This window comes from Arthrobacter sp. BPSS-3 (assembly GCF_044628475.1).
Lineage (GTDB): Bacteria > Actinomycetota > Actinomycetes > Actinomycetales > Micrococcaceae > Arthrobacter.
Map to the genome: position 1 here is coordinate 26,794 of NZ_JBIMMV010000008.1, position 22,411 is coordinate 49,204.

A 22,411-nucleotide genomic window follows, 5' to 3' on the forward strand; every position below is an offset into this window, starting at 1 on the left:
ACGGGTCATCAGGCGGTGACGGTGATCCATTCGCCGTCGATCGCGGCCTTCAGCTTGGCCAGCGGCGCGCGGGCCGGGCCCTGGATGACGCTGCCGTCGCTGCCCTTGAAGGAGGAGCCGTGGCAGGGGCATTCGAAGTCGCCGCCGGCCGGGGCCACCGGGCAGCCCGCGTGGGTGCAGGCCGCGTCGTAGGCCAGGACGGTCTTCTCGTCCGGGCGGAAGATCACCACGGCCTTGCCGTTGACCTTGCCGGTGGCGGTCCCGCCCACCTTGACCTCGCTGACCTTCCCCACCTGCACGGGGGTGCCCGCGGGGACGGAAGACGCCGCGGCGTCGCTGGTGGCGGCCGCGTCGGAGTCCGGCCCGGAGCAGGCGGAGAGCGTCAGGGCGGTGCCGCCGGCCGCTCCGGCGCCAAGCAGCAGGGAACGTCGGGGGAGCATCTGTTCAGGATTCATGGCCCCATTCTGCCAACCGGCGCTGGGAATTGGCTGCGGGCCTACACACCGGAATCTTGAAAGCATTGTTTCACTCTTAGTGAACCCGGTGTGATCGGGGGCACATCGGGTGTTGAATCGGACCATGCCTTCAACCGAAACGCCTTCGACCGGCGGGTTCCCACAGACACCCTTCCACGACCTGGACCACTACCTGGCCATCCCGCGCCTCAGCGGCCTCGCCATGAGCCCGGACGGCCGGCGCCTGGTCACCGCCGTCGCCACCCTGAACGACAAGGGCACCGACTACCGCACCGCGCTCTGGGAGATCGACCCGGCCGGAACGCGCCCGGCCCGGCGGCTGACCCGCAGCGCCAAGGGCGAGGCCGGGGCCGCCTTCGCCGCCGACGGCACCCTCTACTTCACCTCCGAGCGCCCCGACCCGGAGAACCCGGACGCCGACGCGGTCAAGGCCCTCTGGGCGCTGCCGGCCGACGGCGGAGAGGCGCGCCTGGCTCTCTCCCGCGCCGGCGGGGTCAGCGGCGTGCTGGCCGCCCGGGACGCCGACGCCGTGTTCGTCACCGCCCCGGTGCTGGCCGGTTCCACGGACGAGGCCGACGACGAGGAGCGCCGGAAGGCCCGCAAGGACAAGAAGGTAGCCGCCATCCTGCACACCGGCTATCCGGTGCGGTACTGGGATGCCGACCTCGGTCCCGGCCAGCCGCGGATCTTCGCCGTCGAACCCGGGACGGAACCGGAGAACGGCACCCCGGGAACGGTCGACGCCGCCACCCCCGCCACCCTGCGCAACCTCACCCCGGAGGCGGGCGGCGGGCTCCGCGAGGCCGACATGTCGGTCAGCCCGGACGGGAAGACCGTCTACAGCAGCTTTACCCGGCCGCTGGCAAACGCCGACTCCCGGATCGTGCTGGTAGCCGTGGACGTCGCCACCGGCTCCACCCGCGTCCTGCTCGACACCCCGGGCGTGAGCTACTTCCCCGGCCCCGTCAGCCCGGACGGCCGCACCCTGGCCGTGCTCAGCGAAACCGACACCACCCCGCAGCAGGCGCCGCAGGTCCGGCTGCACCTGCTTGACGTCACCGGCCCGGACGCGACGCTCAGCCCGCTGGCGGAAGGCTGGGACCGCTGGCCGCGCCCGGCCGCCTGGTTGCCGGACGGATCGGCCCTGCTGGTCACCGCGGACGAGGACGGGGCCACCCCGGTGTTCCGGGTGGACGTGGCGGACTCCGGCACCGGCGCCCCGTCCGCTTCACCGCGCCGGCTGACCGACGACGCCGCGGCCTACACCGACGTCGTCGTCTCACCGGACGGGCAGCATGCCTACGCGCTCCGCAGCTCCTACGAATTCCCCGCCGAGGCGGTCCGGATCGACCTCGCCTCAGGCGACGTCACCCGGCTGCCCGCCCCCGCCGGGCGCCCTGCGCACCCGGGCCGGCTGGAGCGGGTGGAAACCACCGCCGCGGATGGCCGGCGGGTCCCCGCCTACCTGGCCCTGCCCGACGACGCCTCGGCGGAGAGCCCTGCTCCGCTGTTGCTCTGGATCCACGGCGGCCCGCTGGGCTCCTGGAACGCCTGGACCTGGCGCTGGAACCCGTGGCTGCTGGTGGCCCGGGGCTATGCCGTCCTGCTCCCGGACCCGGCCCTGTCCACCGGCTACGGCCAAGACCACATCCAGAGCGGCTGGGGCGAGTGGGGCAAGGCCCCCTTCACGGACCTGATGGCCATCACCGACGCGGTCGTGGACCGGCCGGACATCGACCAGACCCGCACCGCGGCGATGGGCGGCTCCTTTGGCGGCTACATGGCCAACTGGGTGGCGGGCCAGACGGACCGGTTCAAGGCGATCGTCACCCACGCCAGCCTCTGGGCACTGGACCAGTTCGGCCCCACCACCGACGCGGCCCAGTACTGGCTGAAGGAAATGACCGAGGAGATGGCCGCGGCTAACTCCCCGCACCTGTTCGTGGAGAACATCCGCACCCCCATGCTGGTGATCCACGGCGACAAGGACTATCGGGTGCCGATCGGCGAGGGCCTGCGGCTCTGGTACGAGCTGCTCGCCAAGTCCCAGCTCGCCGCGGACGGGGATGGCCGCACCGACCACCGGTTCCTCTACTTCCCGGACGAAAACCACTGGATCCTGCAGCCGCAGCACGCCAAGGTCTGGTACGGCGTCGTCGAGCACTTCCTCGCCCGGCACCTGCTGGAGGAGGACATCGCGGTGCCCGCGGAGCTGGGCGTCTAGCCCGGCGGGGAGGCGGGAGAAGCACGGGGGCGGCGGGGCGGAGCCGTAGGATGGGGCTGTGACTGAGCCCATCCGGATCCGCCCTGCCCGCACCCATGACGTCGCCGCGATCAAGACCCTCGTGGCGCCCCTGGCGGACCAGCGGATCCTGATGGCGAAGGAGACGGTCGCCTACTACGAGAGCCTGCAGGAGTTCCGGCTCGCCGAATCGCCCGACGGCGAGGTCATCGGCTGCGGCGCGCTGCACGTGATGTGGGAGGATCTGGCCGAGGTCCGTACCCTGGCCACCTCCGACGCGTGGCGCGGCAAGGGCGTGGGCCACCAGCTGGTGGAGCACCTGCTGGACGACGCCCGCGCGCTGGGCGTCTCCCGGGTCTTCTGCCTCACCTTCGAGGTGGAGTTCTTCAAGCGCCACGGTTTCGCCGTCATGGCGGACCAGACGGCGGTGGACCCGGTGGTCTACTCCGAGCTGCTGCGCTCCCACGACGAGGGCGTCGCCGAGTTCCTGGACCTTGCCCGGGTCAAGCCCAACACCCTCGGTAACACCCGGATGATCCGCGCCCTGTAAGGGCCGCCCGGCCTCTTCCGCCACCTCCACTCGGTGGATAAACTGATGCCGGCCCGGCGGGGAAGGGCCGCCGTCGTCCGGAGGCAGACTGTGCAACACCGCGTGATCTTTCCTGACTTTTCCGCGTTCCAGATGTCCGTGGACGCCCCTCCGCTGCCGCCGTGCGACGCTCCGGCCTACGACGGCGGAGCAACGGACGGCGCCGGTGGTGGCGGTGAAGCCGGCGGCGGCTTGCGCCCCGGCCGGCGGCTGCCCCCGCAGGAGGGACTGGGGCCGGACGCGTGGCCGGAATTCCCCTCCGCAGTCCCGCCCGGCCCCGGAGCCTACCGCGGGCCGGACGCCGGTAGTAGGGTTCAACCAAAGCAGCCAGGACACCATCCAGGAGCGCAGCCATGAAGAAACTCATCAACGATCCCAAGGCCGTGGTCGACGAATCAGTGGAGGGCTTCGGGCTCGCCCACGCGGACCTCGTCACCGTCCACCCCGACCCGAAATACATCGTCCGCAAGGACGCCCCGATGGCCGGGAAAGTGGGCCTCGTCACCGGCGGCGGCAGCGGCCACGAACCCCTGCACGGCGGCTACGTCGGGAAGGGCATGCTGGACGCCGCGGTCCCCGGCGCCGTCTTCACCTCGCCCACGCCGGATCAGATCCTGCCTGCCACCCTCGCCTCCAACTCCGGGGCCGGCGTCGTCCACATCGTGAAGAACTACACCGGCGACGTGCTGAACTTCGAGACCGCCGCCGAACTCGCCCAGGCCGAGGGGGTTGAGGTCCGCACCGTGCTGGTCAACGACGACGTCGCCGTGCAGGACTCGCTCTACACCGCCGGGCGGCGGGGCGTGGGCGGCACCGTCCTGGTCGAGAAGATCGCCGGCGCCGCGGCCGAACGCGGCGATGACCTGGATGCCGTCGCCGCGATAGGGGACAGGGTCAACCAGAACGTGCGCAGCATGGGCGTGGCGCTGACCGCCTGCACGGTCCCGCACGCGGGTGTCCCCAGCTTCGAGCTGGAGGACAACGAGATCGAGATCGGCATTGGCATCCACGGCGAACCCGGCCGGCAGAAGATTCCCATGGAGCCCGCGGACGGCATCACCGACCGCCTCCTGGACCCGGTGGTCAGCGACCTGGGCCTGGCGTCCGGGGACAAGGTCCTCCTGTTCGTCAACGGCATGGGCGGCACCCCGCAAAGCGAGCTCTACATCGTCTACCGCCGCGCGGTGCACCGGCTCGAGGAGCAGGGCGTGAGCGTGGAGCGCTCGCTGGTGGGCAACTACATCACCTCCCTCGAGATGCAGGGCTGCTCCATCACCGTTCTGAAGCTCGACGACGAGATGACAGCCCTCTGGGATGCACCCGTGCACACCGCGGCCCTGCGCTGGGGCGCCTGACCGTGGGGCTGGACGTCGGCTGGGCCGTCCGCTGGCTGACCTTGTCGGCCGAGGCCATGGCCGAGCACCGGGTGGAACTGATCGAACTGGACCGGCCCATCGGGGACTCTGACCACGGCGAGAACATGGACCGCGGCTTCAAGGCCGTGATGGACAAGCTCGCCGAGGCGCCCCCGGAAACCGCCGGCGCCGCGCTGAAGCTGACCGCCATGACGCTGATGTCCAAGGTGGGCGGAGCCGCGGGACCGCTGTACGGCACCGCATTCCTGCGGGCGGCGACCGCCCTCGGCGACGCCGCGGACATCGACGCCGGCACGCTCGCCACGGCGCTGACGGCAGCCCGGGACGGGATCGTGGCCCGCGGCAAGGCCGAATCGGGGGACAAGACCATGGTGGATGCCTGGACCCCTGCCGTCGACGCGGGCTCGGCGGCTGCCGGGGCCGACGGCGGAAGCCCGGGCCGTGTGCTGGCCGCGGCGGCTGACGCTGCGGAGGCCGGGGCCGTCTCCACCGACCCGATGCAGGCGCGGAAGGGCCGCGCGAGCTACCTGGGGGAGCGCAGCATCGGCCACCGCGACCCGGGGGCCGTGTCTACCGCCCTGATCCTGCGCGCCGCCGCCGACGCCGCGGAGGGCGCCGCATGACGGTGCGGCTGGTGGTGGTCTCTCACAGCGCGAAAATCGCCGAGGGCGCCGTCGAACTCGCCGCCCAGATGGCGCCGGACGTGCCCATCATCGCGGCGGGCGGCACCGACGACGGGCGGATCGGTACCAGCCTGGAGAAGGTCATGGCCGCGCTGGAACAGGCCGACGGCGGCGAGGGCGTGGTGGTCCTCACGGACCTGGGCTCCGCCGTGATGACTGCCGAATCTGCCGTGGAGTTTGCCACGGACTCCGGTTCCATCCACCTGGCCGATGCTCCGCTGATCGAGGGCCTGGTGGCGGCCGCGGTGTCCGCGCAGACCGGAGCCGACGCGGAGACCGTGAAGGAGGCGGCCGAGGCCGTCTACCGGCCGCCGGAGCACCACCACGCCCATGCGGAGAGCGCCGCGGCTCCGGACGCGCAAGGAGACTTCGAACTGGTCAACAAGGCCGGCATGCACGCCCGGCCGGCCGCCAAGATCGCCGGGAGCCTTGCCGGAATGGACGCCACGGTCACCATCAACGGCGTCGACGGGGAGTCCATGACGGAGCTGATGATGCTGGGTGCCGGGCAGGGTACCGTGTTGCACATCGAGGCCAGCGGTCCGGACGCGGTCAAGGCCGTCGACTACCTGGGCGGACTCATCAGCGACGGGTTTGGTGAGCCCTAGGCTTCACCTAGTTCGTCTTGGCGCTCAGGCCGGCAGCTGCAGCCCTGCCGGATGCTGTTCTGCCAGGCCGTCGGCCAGCAGCCCGGCCACGGCACGCTCCAGCTGTTCCGGCGGGGCATTCAGCCGGTGCAGGGCGGCCAGCGGGATACCGATCCCAACAGGCATGAACCCCAGGTCGGCGGGCGCGCGGTCCAGCAGCTCCCGGGGCACCGGCGCCTCGGCAACACGCAGCACCGCGACCACAGCCCCGCGGACCTGGCGGTCCGTGCCGTGCCAGGCCTGGCCCTTGGGGGTGTAAGTGGGCGCGGGTTCCCCGGCGGCCAGCCAGGCGCACGCACCCCGGACCGGGCACTGCCCGCACTTGGGTGAGCGGGCGGTGCAGACCAGGGCGCCGAGTTCCATCACGGCGGCATTCCAGCGCACCGATTCCGACCCGCCCTCGGGCAGCAGCTCCGCCGCGAGGCGCATCTCCGCGGCGGTGAGGGCCGGGGCGGGCAGCGCGGCGCCGCCGATCAGCCGGGCGTGCACCCGGCGGATGTTGGTATCCACCACCGTTTCACGGCGGCCGAAGGCGAAGGCGGCGACGGCAGCCGCGGTGTAGGTTCCGACGCCGGGCAGCGCCAGCAGCTCCGGGTAGGTGCCGGGCACGTCGCCGTCGTGGTCATTGACGATCGCCGCCGCGGCAGCGTGCAGCCGCAGGGCGCGCCGCGGATAGCCCAACCGGCCCCAGGCGCGGACGGCCTCGCCGGGGGCTTCCTTGGCCAGGTCGGCCGGTTCGGGCCAGCGCCGCAGCCACTCCTCCCACACCGGAAGCACCCGCACTACCGGGGTCTGCTGCAGCATGATCTCGCTGACCAGGACGCCCCAGGGGGTGCGGTCCGCCTCGCGCCACGGCAGGTCCCGGGCCGTGTCCGCGAACCAGGAGTCCAGGGCAGCGTGGAGCTCCGCCAGCCGGCCGGCGGGCGGAGCGGCGGGGGCGCCCACTGCCTGCGCGGCGGGTGAGCCGGGCGCGGTGGGGGCGGCCGTTGTTTCGGGGGAGGGAGTCATTGTTTTGATCGGACCAGCTTAATAGAGACGCGCACCATAGCCGGACCAGCGGCGTGGTGGTGCGTGATCGGAGGCGCGGTTCTCTAGCCTAGAAGAATGGTCAGGCAAGGCAACGCTCGCGGTACGGCCCGGAAACCGGGTAAAGCCGTCTACCGCCGTCGACGCCTCCTTGCCGGCGCCGTCCTGCTCCTGGTCCTGGCGCTCGCCGTGGCCGGTGTCGTGGCCGTCTCCAATGCCCTTTCCGGCGGCTCTTCCGACGACGCAGGGCAGGCAGGCAGCGCCAACGTTAGCGGCGCCACCGCGTCTGCCGCCGCGTCCGGGACGGCCTCCGCCGGCGCCTCAGCGTCCGCTAGCCCGACTGCCTCCGCGACGCCCAGCCCGACGTCGGCCTGCGACGACAAGCTGATCACCGTCACCGCCGCCACGGACAAGGCCGTCTACGGTCCTGGCGAGAACCCGCTACTGACGCTCAAGGTCACGAACGGCAACCAGGTCCCCTGTGAGGTCAATATCGGCACCTCGCAGATGGAGTACGTCGTCACCAGCGGCGCGGACCGGATCTTCTCCTCGGCGGACTGCCAGGCCGAGAGCGGCGACCTAGTGAAGTCGATCGGACCCGGCCAGAGCGAGACGGCCAACTTCCCGTGGGCCCGGAACCGGTCCGTCGACGGGTGCAAGGCAGTCGCGGCGCAGCCCGGCGGCGGCGGCGCGTACTACGTCTTCACGGCGCGGCTGGGAAACAAGACCAGCCCCAAGGCCGTTTTCCAGCTCGGCTAAGCCTGCCGGTCCTCAAGGAGAAAACCCGGCGGAGCCGATTGAGGGAGCCGGTTTAGAGGAACCGGTTTAGAGGAACCGGTCCAGCAGGCTCGCCTCCGCCATCCGGCTCAGGCCCTCGCGGACGGTCCGGGCGCGCTGGTCGCCGATCCCGTCCACGGTCATCAGGTCATCGATGGTCGCCGCCATCAGGAACTGCAGGCCGCCGAAGTGGTCCACCAGCCGGTCGGCCACGGCCTTCGGCACCGCCTTCAGGCCGGACAGCAGCCGGTAGCCGCGCGGCTGGACGACGGCGTCGAGGTTGGCCTCCCCGCCGGCGAACCCCACGATCCCGGCGATCTTGCCCAGGTCGATCAGCTCCGTCGAATCCAGGCTGACGAGCGCCTTGACCGCCTTGTCGATGTCCTCGACCGAGGCGTGCGGGCCCGAGTAGTCCCGGATGATCACGTCGCTGCCCGGGCCGCGGCCCACGGTGAGCTCGTCCAGCTGCAGCGACAGCAGGCGGCCGTCCTCGCCGAGTTCCAGCACGTACTGGGAAATCTCCTCGGAGATCCGGCGCACCATCTCCTGGCGCTGCAGGGTGACGGCGACGTCGCGGACCGTCACCATCGCCTCGATCTCCAGGGCGGACAGGGAGCTGGTGACCTGGTCCAGCCGCGACCGGTACCGCTCAAGGGTGGCGAGGGCCTGGTTGGCGCGGGCCAGGACCTTCTCGGAGCCCTCCAGCACGTGCCGCAGGCCGTTGACGTACAGGGCGATGATCTGCATCGACTGGCTCACGGAGATGACCGGCACGCCGGTCTGGATGGCGACGCGCTCGGCGGTCCGGTGCCGGGTGCCGGTCTCCTGGGTCTCGATGCTGGAATCGGGCACCAGCTGCACGCCGGCGCGCAGGATGTTGCTGGCGTCCTTGTCACAGACGATCGCGCCGTCCATTTTCGCCAGTTCCCGCAACCGGGTGGGGGAGAAGTCGATGCCGATCTCGAACCCGCCGGAGCAGATGGATTCGATCGTCCGGTCCATGCCCAGCACGATCAGCGCGCCGGTGCGGCCGCGCAGGATCCGTTCGAGCCCGTCCCGAAGGGCGGTGCCGGGGGCCACCCTGGCCAGCGTCGCCTTGAGTGCGTCTTCGGGGCTCCGAGCCATGGGTGTTTCCCTTCAAAGGTGCAGGCCGCTGCCTGCTGTGCGCCGGATCCGCGGATTCCACGCAGTGGCCGGTCAGAACAAAAATGCCCGGTCGCCCGGTAGCACCATCATAGGGGTACGGTGCCCCGTTTTCCGCACGGACAAGCCCCAAAGTGGTCCATGGGAGCACTCCGGCGGGGCCCGGAAAGTGCTCTTCCCGCGGACCCCGGCGGAGCGCATTTTGGGCTTCGCCGGGGCTGTCCCGCCGCCTGCGATAAACTGGAGTCCTGGGTGTATCGCGGGCTCTCCGCGCAGTGAACCCGCCCCAAGCCGCAGCGAAAGTAGCACCGTGTCCCAAGATGTCCACAGCCCCGCCCGAGTCCAGGAGATTCACAAGCAGGCGGGCCGGCGCCGGACCTTCGCAGTCATTTCCCACCCCGACGCCGGTAAGTCCACGCTGACCGAGGCGCTGGCGCTGCACGCGAAGGTGATCGGCACCGCCGGTGCGTCCAGCGGCAAGGCCAACCGCAAGGAAACGGTCTCCGACTGGATGCAGATGGAAAAGGACCGCGGCATCTCCATCAGCTCCGCGGCGCTCCAGTTCGCCTACCGGGACACCGTCATCAACCTGCTGGACACCCCCGGCCACGCCGACTTCTCCGAGGACACCTACCGCGTGCTCGCGGCCGTTGACTGCGCCGTCATGCTGGTGGACGCGGCCAAGGGCCTGGAAACCCAGACCATGAAGCTCTTTGAGGTCTGCAAGCAGCGGAACCTGCCCATCATCACCGTGATCAACAAGTGGGACCGCCCCGGCCTGGACGCGCTGGCGCTGATGGACGAGATCACCGAGCGCACCGGCCTGCAGCCCATGCCGCTTACGTGGGCCGTGGGCATCTCCGGCGACTTCCGCGGCGTCTGGGACCTGCGCAACGACCGCTTCGCCCGGTTCCAGCGCAACAACGCCGGCGCCAACATCGCCCTGACCGACTACTTCACCCCGGAAGAGGCCGCCGAGAGCCAGGGCGATGACTGGTCCAACGCGGTGGACGAGGCCGGGTTGGTCATCGAGTCCAACCTCGCGTTCGACGTCGAGGCCTTCCACGCCGGCAAGGCCACACCCATCCTCTTCAGCTCCGCGGCGCTCAACTTCGGCGTCAAGGAGATCCTGGATGCGCTGGTGGACTTCGCCCCGCCCGCCGCACCCCGCCCCGACGTCGACGGCGACCCGCGGCCGGTGGATGCCCCGTTCGCCGGTTTCGTCTTCAAGGTCCAGGCCGGCATGAACAAGGCCCACCGCGACCACGTCGCCTTCATCCGGGTCTGCTCCGGCGTCTTCGAACGCGGCATGGTGGTCACCCAGGGCCGCACCGGTAAGTCCTTCGCCACCAAGTACGCCCAGCAGGTCTTCGGCCGCGAACGAGAGGTGATCGACGAGGCCTTCCCGGGCGACGTCGTGGGCCTGGTCAACGCTTCCGCGCTGCGGGTGGGTGACAGCCTGTTCCTGGAGCAGCCGGTGGAATTCCCCGCGATCCCGCTGTTCGCTCCGGAACACTTCCAGGTGGCCCGCTCCAAGGACCCCAGCCGCTTCAAGCAGTTCCGCCGCGGCATCGAACAGCTCGAGCACGAGGGCGTCATCCAGGTGCTCCGCTCGGACATCCGCGGCGACCAGGCGCCCGTGCTCGCCGCCGTCGGCCCCATGCAGTTCGAAGTGGTCGAGGACCGGATGGCGCACGACTTCAGCGCCCCGATGCGGCTGGAGCGGCTGCCCTACTCGCTGGCCCGGATCACGACGGCGGACGCCATGCCCGCGCTGGCCAACGTCACCGGCGCGGAGGTGCTGCTGCGCTCCGACGGCGAGTACCTGGCCCTCTTCAACGACGTGTGGGCGCTGCGGCGGATCGAGAAGAACCTGCCGGACCTGACGCTGGTCCCGATCGGCACCCACAACCCCGCGAAGTAGCCACCGCATCACCTGGCCCGGACGCCCGGGGACCGCGGCGAAATAAACGCCGCGGCCCCTATCATTCCGGCGATTCCGCGTTATCATAAGTAACCTTGCTAATTTGCGGGCGCCGGCCCCAGGCCAGCTCACAGCACCGATCCGCCGAGGTTCAGCGGACCCCGAACGAGGGAACACCTAAAGGCGTTGACCATCACCATCGAATCCGGAGCCCTGTTTGGCGGGCGCTACCGGATTGAGTCCCTGATCGGCAGGGGAAGCCAGTCCACCGTGTATCGGTGCTACGACCAGCAGTTGCGCCGTGAGGTTGCCGTGAAACTCTTCCGCGCCGACCCGGACGGCCCCGGTGCCGTCCGGCTGCAGCGGCAGGAAGCCCGCATCCTCGCCGGGATGAGCCATCATGCCCTGGTGATGCTGCTGGACGCCGGTTCGGACCGCGACGACGAGGGCCAGGAGCTCAGCTACCTGGTCATGGAGTACGTCCCGGGCCAGGACCTGCGGCACCGAACCGTCCGCGGACCGCTCTCCGCCGCGCATATGGCACACATCGGCTACGACCTCGCCGAGGGCCTGTCCTACATCCACCACCACGGCGTGGTGCACCGGGACGTCAAGCCCGGGAACGTCCTGCTGGTGGACTACAGCAATGAGGACCGCAGGCCCCGGGCCAAGCTCACCGACTTCGGCGTCGCCTGCTTCGCGGACGCCCCGGAGGACGACCAGGAGGACGGCGGCACCTCCGGAACGCCCGCCTATCTCAGCCCCGAGCAGGCTGCCGGCGGCCCGGCCGGTCCCGCCAGCGACGTCTACTCCCTGGGGCTTGTCCTGCTGGAGGGGCTAACCGGAAACATGGCCTACCCCGGGGCGCCGATCCAGTCCGCCGTCGCCCGGCTCCTCCATGACCCGAAGATCCCCGACGAGCTGGCGCCCAAGTGGGCGGAGCTGCTCGCCTCCATGCTCTCCCGCGACCCGGCCGGCCGGCCGGCCGCCAGGGAGGTGGCCCTGGCCCTCCGGCAGGAGATCATCAGCTCATCCGGCCGCCGACGCCGCGGCGGCTCGGTACCCGACGAGGCCGGGCGGATGCGGGCCGTTGAGCGCTACGGCATCCTGGATACGCCAGCGGACGGCTCCTTCGACCGCATCGCGGCGTTGGCGGCCCGGATGTTCTCGGTGCCGGTGGCGATCGTCAGCATCGTGGACCACGACCGGATCTGGTTCAAGGCCCACCATGGCACCGACGTGAGCGAGATCGGCCGTGACCCCGGGCTCTGTGCCTCGGCCATCCTGCAGGAGGGGCCCTGGATTATCAACGACGCCGCCAATGACCCGCGGACGCTGGCCAACCCCTTGGTGGCGGGCGAGTTTGGCCTGCAGTTCTACGCCGGGATTCCGCTGCGGACCCCCGACGGCTACAACCTGGGCACCTTCTGCATCCTGGACCGGGAGCCCAGGGAGTTCGGCGCGGAGGACACCCGCACGCTCGAGGACCTGGCCGCCCTGGTAATGAACGACCTCGAGCTAAGGCTCCGCGGCAGGGAGCTGGCCGCGGGCTGAGCCGGCCCGGCCACGGGATGGCGCCGCAAGCGCCTGCCGATCCAGCGCCTGCCTACCAGCGCCTCCGTGACCGCGCACCTGCCGTCCTAGCGCCTGCCGGCGTTGAGGGCCAGTTCCAGCTCGAAGCGAGCCACCGGGTCCTCCAGCGCGTCGCCGAACAGCTCCCGCAGCTGCGCCGCGCGGTACCCCACGGTCTGCGGATGGATCCCGAGCTCCTCGGCCACCGGGCCCCGCTGGCCCCAGTGCCGGAGCCAGGACAGCAGCGTCTCGGCCAGCCGTTCGCGCTGCGCCGGCCGGAGCCCCTCCAGCGGTGCCAGCCGCCGGCTGGCCAACTCGGCGATGGCCGACGGCTCGGCGCCCAGCACCACGGCGGCCAGGTGCTCGTCCGCCCAGATGGGCGGATCCTCCGGGCCGTCACGGTGCGGCAGGACTGACGCGGCCAGCACGGCCAGACGCAGCGAGTCGGGCACTTTTTCCCAGCCCCCGGCCGGCCCAACCGCGGCACCGCGGCCGCGCAGCGCGTTGTCCACGTCCCGCCGCGCGGCCGCGGAACGGGGTGCGGGAACCAGGACGACGGCGTCGGTCTCCCGCTCGATCACCAGGGTCCCGGGGCCCAGCCTCAGTCGCAGGCCCGCTGCCCGGTCCAGCGGCAGCGTCACCACGCACATTCGCTGCGGCAGCGCCCAGTCGGCCATCGCGGCGGTCTGGCGGAGGGCCGCCTCGTCCGCCTGGCCGAGCAGCAGCAGGTCCAGCAGTTCAGTCCGGCGGCGGTCCACCGCGCCCGCCCGCTCCGACTGTTCGAACGCGTAGGCCTCGGCGCTGACAGCGGACAGTTCGTCGATGTAGGCCAGGATCGACTCACCCAGGTCCACTACCACGTTCTGGCCCAGGTGCTGCTCCATCGAGACCTTGGACATCTCCCGGAACGTCACCCGGGCACCCATCCGGTAGGCGCTCAGCAGCGCGTCCATGCTCCTGCCCTGACGAAACTCGCCGCTGCCCAGCCCGGCCACCAGCTCCCGGCTTTCCTCCGAAAGGGCGGGGAGCGTCGTGCCGGGCAGCTGCAGGAAACGGTCCAGGGCCGCGGCTACCCCGCGCCGCAGCCCCCGGCCGAAGCGGCCCTCGATGGGACGGGCGTAGGCCGGCACCAGCTGCGGCACTGCGTCGATGATGGCCTCCACGATGCCCGGCATCCGGGGCCGGAGCACGTCGCTGACCTCCGTGGGCAGGGCCAGCCAGGGCGGGTCATAGGCGGGGTAGCCGGTGCCGGAGGTGGTTGCCGCATCCATCGTGGACTCCAAAACTGTTGTGGAGAGATAGTTTCTACGACTCGATCGTATGCCTTGAGTGAAGAATTATGACTCCCGCCGACATAGAATTGATGAATGATCCGGCTCCGTAAGCTGGCGCGTGCCGCATCTCTGCTGACCACCCCGCTAGCCCCAGAAGACATTCTGTCGCTATTCAACCCCGTGTTTTCCGCCCGCCAATTGCGCGGCGTGGTCACCAGGGTGGTCCCGGAAACGGCCGACTCCGCCACCATCTTTTTCCATCCCGGCCGCGGCTGGCAGGCGCACCGCGCCGGCCAGTGGGCCCGCATCGGCGTCGAACTCAACGGCGTCCGCCAGTGGCGTTCCTACTCCCTCAGCGCACCCGCCGGCGAGGATCCCGCCATCACCGTCACGGACATGGGCGCCGTCTCCGGCGCGCTGGTCCGCAACACCAAGCCCGGTGACGTGCTGTTCCTGGCCCCGCCGCAGGGCCACTTCGTCCTCCCGGAGCACCCGCGGCCCCTGCTGATGCTCACCGCCGGCAGCGGCATCACCCCGGTGATGTCCATGATCCGCACGCTGGTCCCGCACCGGCCTGATGCCGACGTCGTCCTCATCCACACCGCCCGGACCCGGGAGGACTCCATCTTCCTGGAGGAGCTCGCCGAGCTCGCCGACCAGTTCCCCAACTTCACGGTGACCCACTGGTTCACCGGCGAACGCGGCCGGGCCGACTTCAGCTCCGGTGCCGAACTGGACCGGCTGTGCCCGGACTGGCGGGACCGGGCCGCCTACGCCTGCGGGCCGGAGGGTTTCCTGGACGACGCCGAATCGCTCTGGGCGATCGAATCCGGCACCAACGAGCCCGAAACCGACCTCACGATTGAACGCTTCAGCACCAACCTGGGCGGCGGCGAGGGCCACGACGGCGGCCTGGTCACCTTCGAGGCCTCCGACCGCGAGGTCGAGGCCGACGGCGCCACGCCGCTGCTCGACGTCGGCGAGGACGCCGGCGTGCTGATGCCCAGCGGCTGCCGCATGGGCATCTGCCACAGCTGCCTGACCCCCCTCCGGGCCGGCCAGGTCCGTGACCTTCGCAGCGGCGAAGTGCACGGCGAGCCCGGCCAACTTATCCAGACGTGTGTCTCGGCAGCCGCCGGGCCCGTGAACCTCGACCTCTGAGGAGAGCCACCCTATGACCACGCTTGCAGAAAACCCCACCCTCGACGGCGAAGACGCCGCCCCCGCAGCCGCCGTCGCCAAGCCCCGCAAGGGCGCCTTGGCCGAAACCGGCAGCCCGCTGGTCCGGCCGCCGGCCGCCGCGCACCTCTCCGACGAACAGGTCGCGGAACTCGGCCGGGAACTGGACGCCATCCGGGACGCGGTGCTGGCCAAGCGCGGCGCCGAGGACGCGGCGTACATCCGCCGGATGATCAAGATCCAGCGCGGGCTCGAGATCTCCGGCCGCGCGGCCCTGCTGGTGAGCAAGAACAAGGCGGCCTGGGCCACCGGCACCACCCTGCTGAGCCTTGCCAAGATCCTCGAGAACATGGAACTGGGCCACAACATCCTGCACGGCCAGTGGGACTGGATGCGCGATCCGGACATCCACTCCACCACTTGGGAATGGGACTTCGTCACTCCGTCCCGGTCCTGGCAGCACACCCACAACGACCTCCACCACCGCTGGACCAACGTGGTCGGCAAGGACAACGACATCGGATACAACCTGCTCCGGATGGATCCGCAACAGGAATGGAAGCCCTTCAACCTGGGCAACCCGGTCTACAACGCCCTGCTGGCGCCGGTCTTCGAATGGGGCATCGCCGTCTACGACCTGGAGCTCGTGGAATACCGCGAGGGCAAGAAGAGCAAGGAGGCCCTGCTCAAGGACCTCAAGGCCCTCGGCATCAAGGCGGTCAAGCAGTTCACCAAGGACTACGCCGCCACCCCCGCCGTCGCCATGCTCAGCGGCTCCGGCAAGCAGGCCCTCTACGGCACCCTGGCCGCCAATGCCATCCGCAACGTCTGGGCCCACGCGGTCATCTTCTGCGGACACTTCCCGGACGGCACGGACACCTTCACGGAGGAAATGGTCGACGGCGAGACCCGCGGCGACTGGTACGTGCGCCAGATGATCGGCTCGGCCAACATCTCCGGCTCCCCGTTCATGCACCTGATGACCGGCAACCTCTCGCACCAGATCGAGCACCACCTCTTCCCGGACCTGCCGTCCAACCGGTACGCCGAGGTTGCGCCCAAGGTCAGGGACATCTGCCGCCGGTACAACCTGCCCTACAACACCGGCCCCATGTGGAAGCAGGTCGGCTCCACCTGGGCCAAGATCTTCAAGCTCGCCCTGCCGCCGAAGAAGGCCTAGCGGCTTCGTGGTTCCCGTTTGACCCGAAAAGGGGCGCCCGCCAGTCCGGCGGACGCCCCTTTTTCGTGTCTGTTCGGCCTAGCGGACCTGGGCCGGGTTGAGCGTCAGCCGCCGCAGCCACTGGGCGTTCAGGGCCACCACCACCGTCGAGGCGGACATCAGGATGGCGCCGGCGGCGGGGGAGAGGACGAACCCGGCGAAGGCCAGGACACCGGCGGCGAGGGGCACGGCGAGGACGTTGTAGCCGGTGGCCCAGATGAGGTTCTGCCACATCTTCCGGTAGCTCGCCCGGGACAGGTCCACCATGGACAGCACCGCCCGCGGATCGTTGCCGGCCAGCACCACCCCGGCGGACTCCACCGCCACGTCCGTGCCGCCGCCGATCGCGATGCCCACCTCGGCCCGGGCCAGGGCGGGGGAGTCGTTCACGCCGTCGCCCACCATGGCCACCTTCAATCCCCGGGCCTGCAGTTCGGCAACCTTCTTGTCCTTGTCCGCCGGCAGGACCTCGGCGAAGACGTCATCGATGCCGAGTTCTTCCGCCACGGCATCCGCCACCTGCCGGGCATCGCCGGTGATCATGGCCACCCGGATGCCGCGGCGCTGCAGGGCCTCGACCGCCTGCCGGGATTCCTCCCGCACGGCGTCCTCGAGCCCGACTGCGCCCAGCACCCGGTCGCCCTCCACCAGGTGCAGGACGGCCGCGCCGCGGCGGACCCACCCGGAGGTGGCTGCCGCCAGGTCCGCAGGCTCCGCCAGGCCCAGTTCCTTCAGCAGCGCCGGTCCGCCGACGTGGAGCCGGCGGCCGCCGACGTCGGCCCGGACGCCGCGGCCGGTCAGGGAGGTGAAGTCCCTGGCCGCCGGAACATCGAGCCCGCGTCCGCGGGCGGCGGTGACGATTGCACGGGCCACCGGGTGCTCGCTGTCGGCCTCCACCGCGGCCGCCAACGCCAGGACCTCGTCCCGGTCCGAACCCTCCGCAGCGGCCACATCCCGGACTTCCGGGGCGCCCTTGGTGAGCGTTCCGGTCTTGTCGAAGAGGACCACGTCGACGGTGCGCATCCGCTCCAGGGCCATCCGGTTTTTAATCAGGACGCCGGCACGCGCGGCCCGCTCCGTGGAGATGGCGATCACCAGCGGGATGGCCAGGCCCAGGGCGTGCGGGCAGGCGATGACCAGGACGGTGACGGTGCGTTCGACGGCGTCGGCCAGGCTGCCCAGCAGCGTCCAGGCGATGAAGGTCACGACGCCCGCGCCTGCGGCGAAGTAGAACAGGAACGCCGCCGCCCGGTCCGCGAGGGCCTGGGCCTTCGAGGAGGAGGACTGTGCCTCGGCCACCAGCCGCTGGATCCCGGCCAGCGCGGTGTCCTCGCCGGTGGCCGAGACCCTTACCCGGACGCTGTTGTCCGTCGCGATGGTCCCGGCCACGACGGCGTCGCCGGGGGAGCGCAGGACGGTGCGGGACTCGCCGGTGATCATCGATTCGTCGAACTCGGCCTGGCCCTCGGTCACCTCGCCGTCGGCGGGCATCCGGCCGCCGGGGCGGACCAGGATCGTGTCCCCTTCGGCCAGGTCGGAGACCTTCACCGTCTCGGTGCCGGCGTCCGTGACCCGTTCCGCCTCGTCGGGCAGCAGGGCGGCCAGGGCATCGAGGGCCCCCTGCGCCGAGCCCAGGGCGCGCATTTCGATCCAGTGCCCCAGCAGCATGATGACCACCAGGAGCGCCAGCTCCCACCAGAAGTCGAGGTCGAAGCCGCCGAGGTCCAGGCTGGTCGCCCAGGACGCGAGGAAGGCGACCGTGATGGCCATAGCGATCAGGAGCATCATGCCGGGCTTGCGGGACTTCAGCTCGCTGACGCCGCCCTTGAGGAACGGCTGGCCGCCGTACAGGAAGACCACCGTGCCCAGCACCGGCGGAATCCAGGCGGAGCCGGGAAACTGCGGGGGTTCGTAGCCCAGCAGGTGGCCGAACATCGGGCTGAACAGGACCACGGGGACGGACAGAACCAGCGTCAGCCAGAACTTGTTCCGGAACATCGCCACGCTGTGCCCGGCATGCTGGCCGTGCTGGTGGACGGCATGGTCGTCATCCTGGGCCGGGTGCTGGCCGTGATGGGCGGCGTCCCCGGCCGGCATCCCGGCATGGCCGTGTACGCCGTGGCCTCGGGCACTGTCGTGCTGGTCCGGGTGGGGGTGCTGGCTCCGGAGATGGTCCGTGTGGCCGCCGTGCTGGTGTTCCATGGTGCTGCCTCCTGAAAACTCATCGGCATCGTGCACCACTCAACATACCCCTAGGGGGTATGCATGGCAAGGGCCTCACGGCCGGGCGCCCATCGTCAGGCAGTTGCCGGGGGCGGTGCAGCGCCGGAGAGGCTTAGGCGATCAGCAGGCTCAGCGCCTCCGTCAGGTGGCCCACCTCGCGGACCGAGAAACCCTCCGGGACCGGACCGTGCCCGGCCGGGCTCGCGGGAACCACGGCGTGGGTGAAACCCAGCCGGTGCGCCTCCTGGATCCGCTGGTTGATCCCGGGGACGGGCCGGACCTCGCCGGCCAGGCCCACCTCGCCGAAGGCGATCAGCCGTTGCGGCAGCGGCTTCCTGGCCTTGGCGCTCGCCACCGCCAGGGCGACGGCGAGGTCGGTGGCGGGCTCGCTGAGCTTCACCCCGCCCACCGTCGCCACGTAGGAGTCATCCTTGTGCAGCTGGCAGCCGGCACGTTGCTGCAGCACCGCCAGCAGCATAGCGACCCTTGAGCTGTCCAGGCCGCTGGTGGCGCGGCGGGGCTGGGCATTGGCGCTCTCTGCCAGCAGCGACTGCACCTCCGCCAGCAGCGGCCGGCGGCCCTCAAGGGTGACCGTGATGCAGGTGCCGGACACCGGATCCTTGGTGCGGGAGACGAACAGCCCGCTCGGATCGGCCAGGCCGGTGATGCCGTCCTCGTTCAGGTCGAAGCACCCGACGTCGTCCGTGGGCCCATAGCGGTTCTTGACCGCCCGCAGCAGCCGGAGCCGGGAGTGCCGCTCACCCTCGAACTGACAGACCACGTCCACCAGGTGCTCCAGCAGCCGGGGCCCGGCGATGGAGCCGTCCTTGGTTACGTGGCCCACCAGCAGGGTGGTCATGTTGCGGCGCTTCGCCGCCGCGATCAGGGACGCGGCCACCTCGCGCACCTGGGAGACGCCGCCGGCGCTGCCGTCGACGTCGGCGCTGCTGAGCGTCTGCACCGAGTCCACCACCAGCAGCCTCGGCTCAAGTTTTTCCACCTGGCCCAGCGCCTGGCCCAGGTCCGTCTCCGCGGAGAGGTACAGCGACTCGGCGACGGCGTCGATCCGGTCCGCGCGCAGCTTCACCTGGGCGGCGGACTCCTCGCCGGTGACGTAGAGAACGTCCTGGGCGGTCCGGGCGAACTTGGCCGCGACGTCCAGCAGCAGGGTGGACTTGCCGACGCCGGGTTCACCGGCGAGCAGGATCACGGCGCCGGGAACCAGGCCACCGCCGAGCACCCGGTCCAGTTCGTCCACGCCGGTGGGCAGGAAGGCCGCGGTGGTGGCGTCGACGTCGGCGATCCGGCGGGCCGGTTCCAGCACGGTGGTGGCGGCGGTGGTCCGGGCCACCGCGGCGCCGGTTTCCTCCACGGTGCCCCACGCCTGGCACTCACCGCAGCGGCCCACCCACTTGGCAGTGGTCCAGCCGCATTCCGCGCATTTATAGCCCGGCGCCTTGGCGGCCCGGGAAGTCTTTGTAGCCATTGCTCCACCCTAACCTCGGGCACCGACAGGCTAGAGCGCAGGCAGGATGTCCCGGGCCTCATCCGAGTTCACGCCGGAGGCCTCCAGCAGGTCCACCATCAGCGGACGGAAGAGCATCACCACGGTCTCGCCCTCCAGCCGTTGCACGTCCAGCAGGCGCGGGTGCAACCGGCCGGCGATCTCGCTGAGCTCCACCCGGGCGGTGCGCAGGTGGGCGCGGCGGACGCCGTCGTGCACCTCCGCCAGGCCCAGCCCCAGCTCGTCGATCGCCGCCGCCGTTTCCATCAGCACCTCGGCGATGTTCTCGGTGGCGTCGTCGGAGAGCGCGGCGTGGTTGATGGCGCTGGTCAGGCGGCGGGCGAAGACGCGGCTATTGCGCAGGGCAAGGTCGATGTAGTCCAGCGACTGGGACAGCTGGTCCAGTTCGTCGCGGTAGCGCCGGTAGGCCGGCGCCAGGGCGGCCACCTCGCCGGAGGAGCGCAGGCTCTGCCGCATCGCGTCCACCAGCGGCTGGCAGTTCCGGCCGCGAATCAGCGCGTGCCAGGCCTGGGTGGCGTCGCTGCGGGTCAGCGCTTCCGAGCATTCCCGGAGCACCTCGGCGAGTTCGTGCAGCAGCTTCTTGACGTCGTTGCGCGGTTCGCGGCGCGGGTCCCGCGGGATCAGGAACGTCACCAGCAGGGCGCAGACCCCGCCTACGACGGCGTCGATGCTGCGGGTGAACGGACCGCCGGCCGGGGCCGGCAGCAGCACCACCAGCAGCGACTGCAGGCCCAACTGGGTGGTGAAAATCGTTCCGCTGTCCAGGAACCGCGCCAGTAGAATCGAGAAGAGAAGCACGACGGCGGCCTGCCAGATTCCCGCGCCCAGCCAGTGCAGCAGCAGGTCACCCACCACAATGCCGATGGTGCAGCCCAGGCCCACCTCCACGACGCGGCGCAGCCGCGGATCACGGGAGAAGCCCAGGGCGATCAGGGAGGAGGTGGCGGCAAACAGTGGCCCCGTGTGGCCCAGGACGTACTCGGCGAATGCGTAGGCCCCGACGGCGCACGCCGTCATCTGGACCGCCGGCAGCAAAGAGTTCCGGCTCCGGACGAAGCCGGTACGAATCCGCCCACGCAGGAACCGTGCGCTTGCGGAAATCCCTGTAGCGGCGGCCATGGGGTCCAGTCTATTTGCTGGCCCCGGCGCCCGCTCCGCGCGGCGCGGCTCTTACGGCCGGTCCGCCCGCAACGCAACCATCAACGGTCGAAATCGGTGCAGATGTCAGCCGATAGCCGGGATTCGTTAACCCGCCGTTCACTTTGGACCCCAATTCTCTTCACTTGGGGCACTTAGCGTCGGTAAAGGTACAAAACGTACCCACCGTCTTTTCTGTACGGACGTCTCCGGTCCGGCACGCATCTGTTTATCCCTGGAAGGGGTACATCTAGTGAAGGCATCACGCTTCGGCCGCAACGCGGCCATCGCTGTTATCGCAGCCGGCGCCCTGGCGCTCACCGCTTGCGGCTCCGACAACGCGACCAACTCCACCGCGGGCACCCCGGCCGCCTCCGGCGCCAAGGTCACCGGCACGCTGACCGGCATCGGTTCCTCCGCGCAGGGTGCGGCCATGGACGTGTGGAAGACCAACTTCGCCTCCGCCAACCAGGGCGCCCAGGTGCAGTACTCTCCGGACGGCTCCGGCGCAGGCCGCAAGGCCATCCTCGACGGCTCGGCCCAGTTCGCCGGCTCCGACGCGTACCTCAAGGACGACGAGTACGCCTCCTCCAAGGCCAAGTGCGGCCCCGACGGCGCCCTGAACATCCCGGTCTACATCTCCCCGATCGCCGTGGCCTTCAACCTGCCCGACGTCAAGGACCTGAAGCTGGACGCCGCCACCGTCGCCAAGATCTTCCGCGGCCAGATCGCCAAATGGAACGACCCGGCCATCGCCGCCCTGAACCCGGACGCCAAGCTTCCGGACCTCAAGGTCACCCCGGTCAACCGTTCCGATGACTCCGGCACCACGCAGAACTTCACCGACTACCTGTCCGCCGCCGCGTCCGACGTCTGGACCGACAAGTCCTCCGGCGTCTGGCCGGCCTCGCTCAAGGGCGAGAACGCCAAGGGCACCTCCGGCGTCGTCAAGACCGTCACCGACACCCCCGGTGCCGTGACCTACGCCGACGACTCCGCCGTCAGCGGCAAGCTGGGCGTTGCCCAGATCAAGGTGGGCAACGGCTTCACCACGATCTCCGCCGACGCTGCCGCCAAGGCCGTCGACGCCGGCAAGCCGGTCGAGGGCCGCGCCGCCAACGACCTCTCCATCAAGCTGGACCGCAAGACCACCATCGAGGGTGCCTACCCGATCGTCCTGGTCTCCTTCCACGTCGTCTGCAGCACCTACGACAGCAAGGAAACCGCGGACCTGGTCAAGGCCTTCGAGAACTACGTCGTCTCCGACGCCGGCCAGAAGGCTGCCGCCGAGTCCGCGAAGTCCGCACCGCTGTCCAAGGCCCTGCAGGACAAGGCCGCGAAGTCGATCGAATCGATCAAGGCAAAGTCCTAGGGAATCCCTTTCCCCGCAAGGCATAGT

The 22,411-nt window shown here is 70.4% G+C and carries 19 protein-coding genes; 12 read left to right on the plus strand and 7 right to left on the minus strand.

The genetic code is table 11. From position 1 onward, the window contains the following. Window positions 1–8: 8 nt before the first annotated feature. Complete coding sequence (locus ACFVY3_RS12910) at window positions 9–455, minus strand: Rieske (2Fe-2S) protein (RefSeq protein ID WP_377971161.1); 447 nt, start codon at window positions 453–455, stop codon at window positions 9–11. A 124-nt stretch (window positions 456–579) separates the two neighbouring features. Here ACFVY3_RS12910 and ACFVY3_RS12915 point away from each other — a divergent pair, with 124 nt between their 5' ends. The 5 genes from ACFVY3_RS12915 to dhaM all read left to right on the plus strand — a co-directional run bounded on the left by ACFVY3_RS12915 (window position 580) and on the right by dhaM (window position 5,974). Further along, on the plus strand, window positions 580–2,700 hold the full coding sequence (locus ACFVY3_RS12915; RefSeq protein ID WP_400160015.1) for an alpha/beta fold hydrolase: 2,121 nt from the start codon (window positions 580–582) through the stop codon (window positions 2,698–2,700). 58 nt (window positions 2,701–2,758) lie between these two features. Continuing rightward, the gene (locus tag ACFVY3_RS12920; protein ID WP_400160016.1) at window positions 2,759–3,268 is read left to right on the plus strand and encodes an amino-acid N-acetyltransferase; all 510 of its coding nucleotides are present in this window, start codon (window positions 2,759–2,761) and stop codon (window positions 3,266–3,268) included. A 392-nt stretch (window positions 3,269–3,660) separates the two neighbouring features. Continuing rightward, window positions 3,661–4,662, plus strand: coding sequence for a dihydroxyacetone kinase subunit DhaK (dhaK, locus tag ACFVY3_RS12925; protein ID WP_400160017.1), 1,002 nt, complete (start codon window positions 3,661–3,663; stop codon window positions 4,660–4,662). A 2-nt stretch (window positions 4,663–4,664) separates the two neighbouring features. Continuing rightward, the gene (gene dhaL / locus ACFVY3_RS12930; protein WP_400160018.1) at window positions 4,665–5,306 is read left to right on the plus strand and encodes a dihydroxyacetone kinase subunit DhaL; all 642 of its coding nucleotides are present in this window, start codon (window positions 4,665–4,667) and stop codon (window positions 5,304–5,306) included. Next, complete coding sequence (gene dhaM, locus ACFVY3_RS12935; protein ID WP_400160019.1) at window positions 5,303–5,974, plus strand: dihydroxyacetone kinase phosphoryl donor subunit DhaM; 672 nt, start codon at window positions 5,303–5,305, stop codon at window positions 5,972–5,974. The genes dhaL and dhaM overlap by 4 nt, the downstream gene beginning before the upstream one ends. 24 nt (window positions 5,975–5,998) lie before the next feature. On the opposite strand, the gene ACFVY3_RS12940 is transcribed toward dhaM, so the two are convergent. Then, on the minus strand, window positions 5,999–7,021 hold the full coding sequence (locus tag ACFVY3_RS12940; protein ID WP_290256995.1) for an A/G-specific adenine glycosylase: 1,023 nt from the start codon (window positions 7,019–7,021) through the stop codon (window positions 5,999–6,001). A 96-nt stretch (window positions 7,022–7,117) separates the two neighbouring features. Here ACFVY3_RS12940 and ACFVY3_RS12945 point away from each other — a divergent pair, with 96 nt between their 5' ends. Then, window positions 7,118–7,798, plus strand: a complete 681-nt coding sequence (locus ACFVY3_RS12945; protein WP_290256994.1) for a hypothetical protein — start codon at window positions 7,118–7,120, stop codon at window positions 7,796–7,798. Window positions 7,799–7,864: 66 nt separating this feature from the next. On the opposite strand, the gene disA is transcribed toward ACFVY3_RS12945, so the two are convergent. Beyond that, window positions 7,865–8,941 carry a DNA integrity scanning diadenylate cyclase DisA gene (disA, locus tag ACFVY3_RS12950; protein ID WP_290256993.1) on the minus strand — a complete coding sequence of 359 codons (1,077 nt, stop codon included), beginning with the start codon at window positions 8,939–8,941 and terminating at the stop codon, window positions 7,865–7,867. Window positions 8,942–9,269: 328 nt separating this feature from the next. Here disA and ACFVY3_RS12955 point away from each other — a divergent pair, with 328 nt between their 5' ends. Next, complete coding sequence (locus ACFVY3_RS12955) at window positions 9,270–10,883, plus strand: peptide chain release factor 3 (RefSeq protein WP_290256992.1); 1,614 nt, start codon at window positions 9,270–9,272, stop codon at window positions 10,881–10,883. A gap of 186 nt (window positions 10,884–11,069) precedes the next feature. Then, entirely contained in the window at window positions 11,070–12,437 is a 1,368-nt protein-coding gene (locus tag ACFVY3_RS12960; protein WP_400160020.1) for a GAF domain-containing serine/threonine-protein kinase, read from the plus strand. Window positions 12,438–12,523: 86 nt separating this feature from the next. On the opposite strand, the gene ACFVY3_RS12965 is transcribed toward ACFVY3_RS12960, so the two are convergent. Next, on the minus strand, window positions 12,524–13,726 hold the full coding sequence (locus ACFVY3_RS12965) for a PucR family transcriptional regulator (protein ID WP_400160021.1): 1,203 nt from the start codon (window positions 13,724–13,726) through the stop codon (window positions 12,524–12,526). Between the two features lie 96 nt (window positions 13,727–13,822). Here ACFVY3_RS12965 and ACFVY3_RS12970 point away from each other — a divergent pair, with 96 nt between their 5' ends. Together ACFVY3_RS12970 and ACFVY3_RS12975 are read left to right on the plus strand one after the other, a co-directional pair. Then, the gene (locus tag ACFVY3_RS12970) at window positions 13,823–14,890 is read left to right on the plus strand and encodes a ferredoxin reductase (protein WP_400160022.1); all 1,068 of its coding nucleotides are present in this window, start codon (window positions 13,823–13,825) and stop codon (window positions 14,888–14,890) included. Window positions 14,891–14,903: 13 nt separating this feature from the next. Next, entirely contained in the window at window positions 14,904–16,088 is a 1,185-nt protein-coding gene (locus ACFVY3_RS12975; RefSeq protein WP_400160023.1) for a fatty acid desaturase family protein, read from the plus strand. Between the two features lie 78 nt (window positions 16,089–16,166). On the opposite strand, the gene ACFVY3_RS12980 is transcribed toward ACFVY3_RS12975, so the two are convergent. Next, a complete protein-coding gene (locus ACFVY3_RS12980) occupies window positions 16,167–18,224 on the minus strand; it encodes a copper-translocating P-type ATPase (protein ID WP_400160149.1) in 2,058 nt (685 codons plus the stop codon). Between ACFVY3_RS12980 and ACFVY3_RS12985 the strand changes: the two genes are divergently transcribed. Further along, window positions 18,135–18,344, plus strand: coding sequence for a hypothetical protein (locus ACFVY3_RS12985; protein ID WP_400160152.1), 210 nt, complete (start codon window positions 18,135–18,137; stop codon window positions 18,342–18,344). The two genes, ACFVY3_RS12980 and ACFVY3_RS12985, sit on opposite strands and share 90 nt — an antisense overlap. Before the next feature lie 118 nt (window positions 18,345–18,462). Here ACFVY3_RS12985 and radA read toward each other — a convergent pair whose 3' ends face one another. Together radA and ACFVY3_RS12995 are read right to left on the minus strand one after the other, a co-directional pair. Then, window positions 18,463–19,836 carry a DNA repair protein RadA gene (gene radA / locus ACFVY3_RS12990; protein WP_290256987.1) on the minus strand — a complete coding sequence of 458 codons (1,374 nt, stop codon included), beginning with the start codon at window positions 19,834–19,836 and terminating at the stop codon, window positions 18,463–18,465. Window positions 19,837–19,866: 30 nt separating this feature from the next. After that, a complete protein-coding gene (locus tag ACFVY3_RS12995) occupies window positions 19,867–20,994 on the minus strand; it encodes an aromatic acid exporter family protein (RefSeq protein ID WP_377971181.1) in 1,128 nt (375 codons plus the stop codon). 271 nt (window positions 20,995–21,265) lie between these two features. Here ACFVY3_RS12995 and pstS point away from each other — a divergent pair, with 271 nt between their 5' ends. Then, the gene (pstS, locus tag ACFVY3_RS13000) at window positions 21,266–22,384 is read left to right on the plus strand and encodes a phosphate ABC transporter substrate-binding protein PstS (protein ID WP_400160024.1); all 1,119 of its coding nucleotides are present in this window, start codon (window positions 21,266–21,268) and stop codon (window positions 22,382–22,384) included. Window positions 22,385–22,411: the final 27 nt, after the last annotated feature.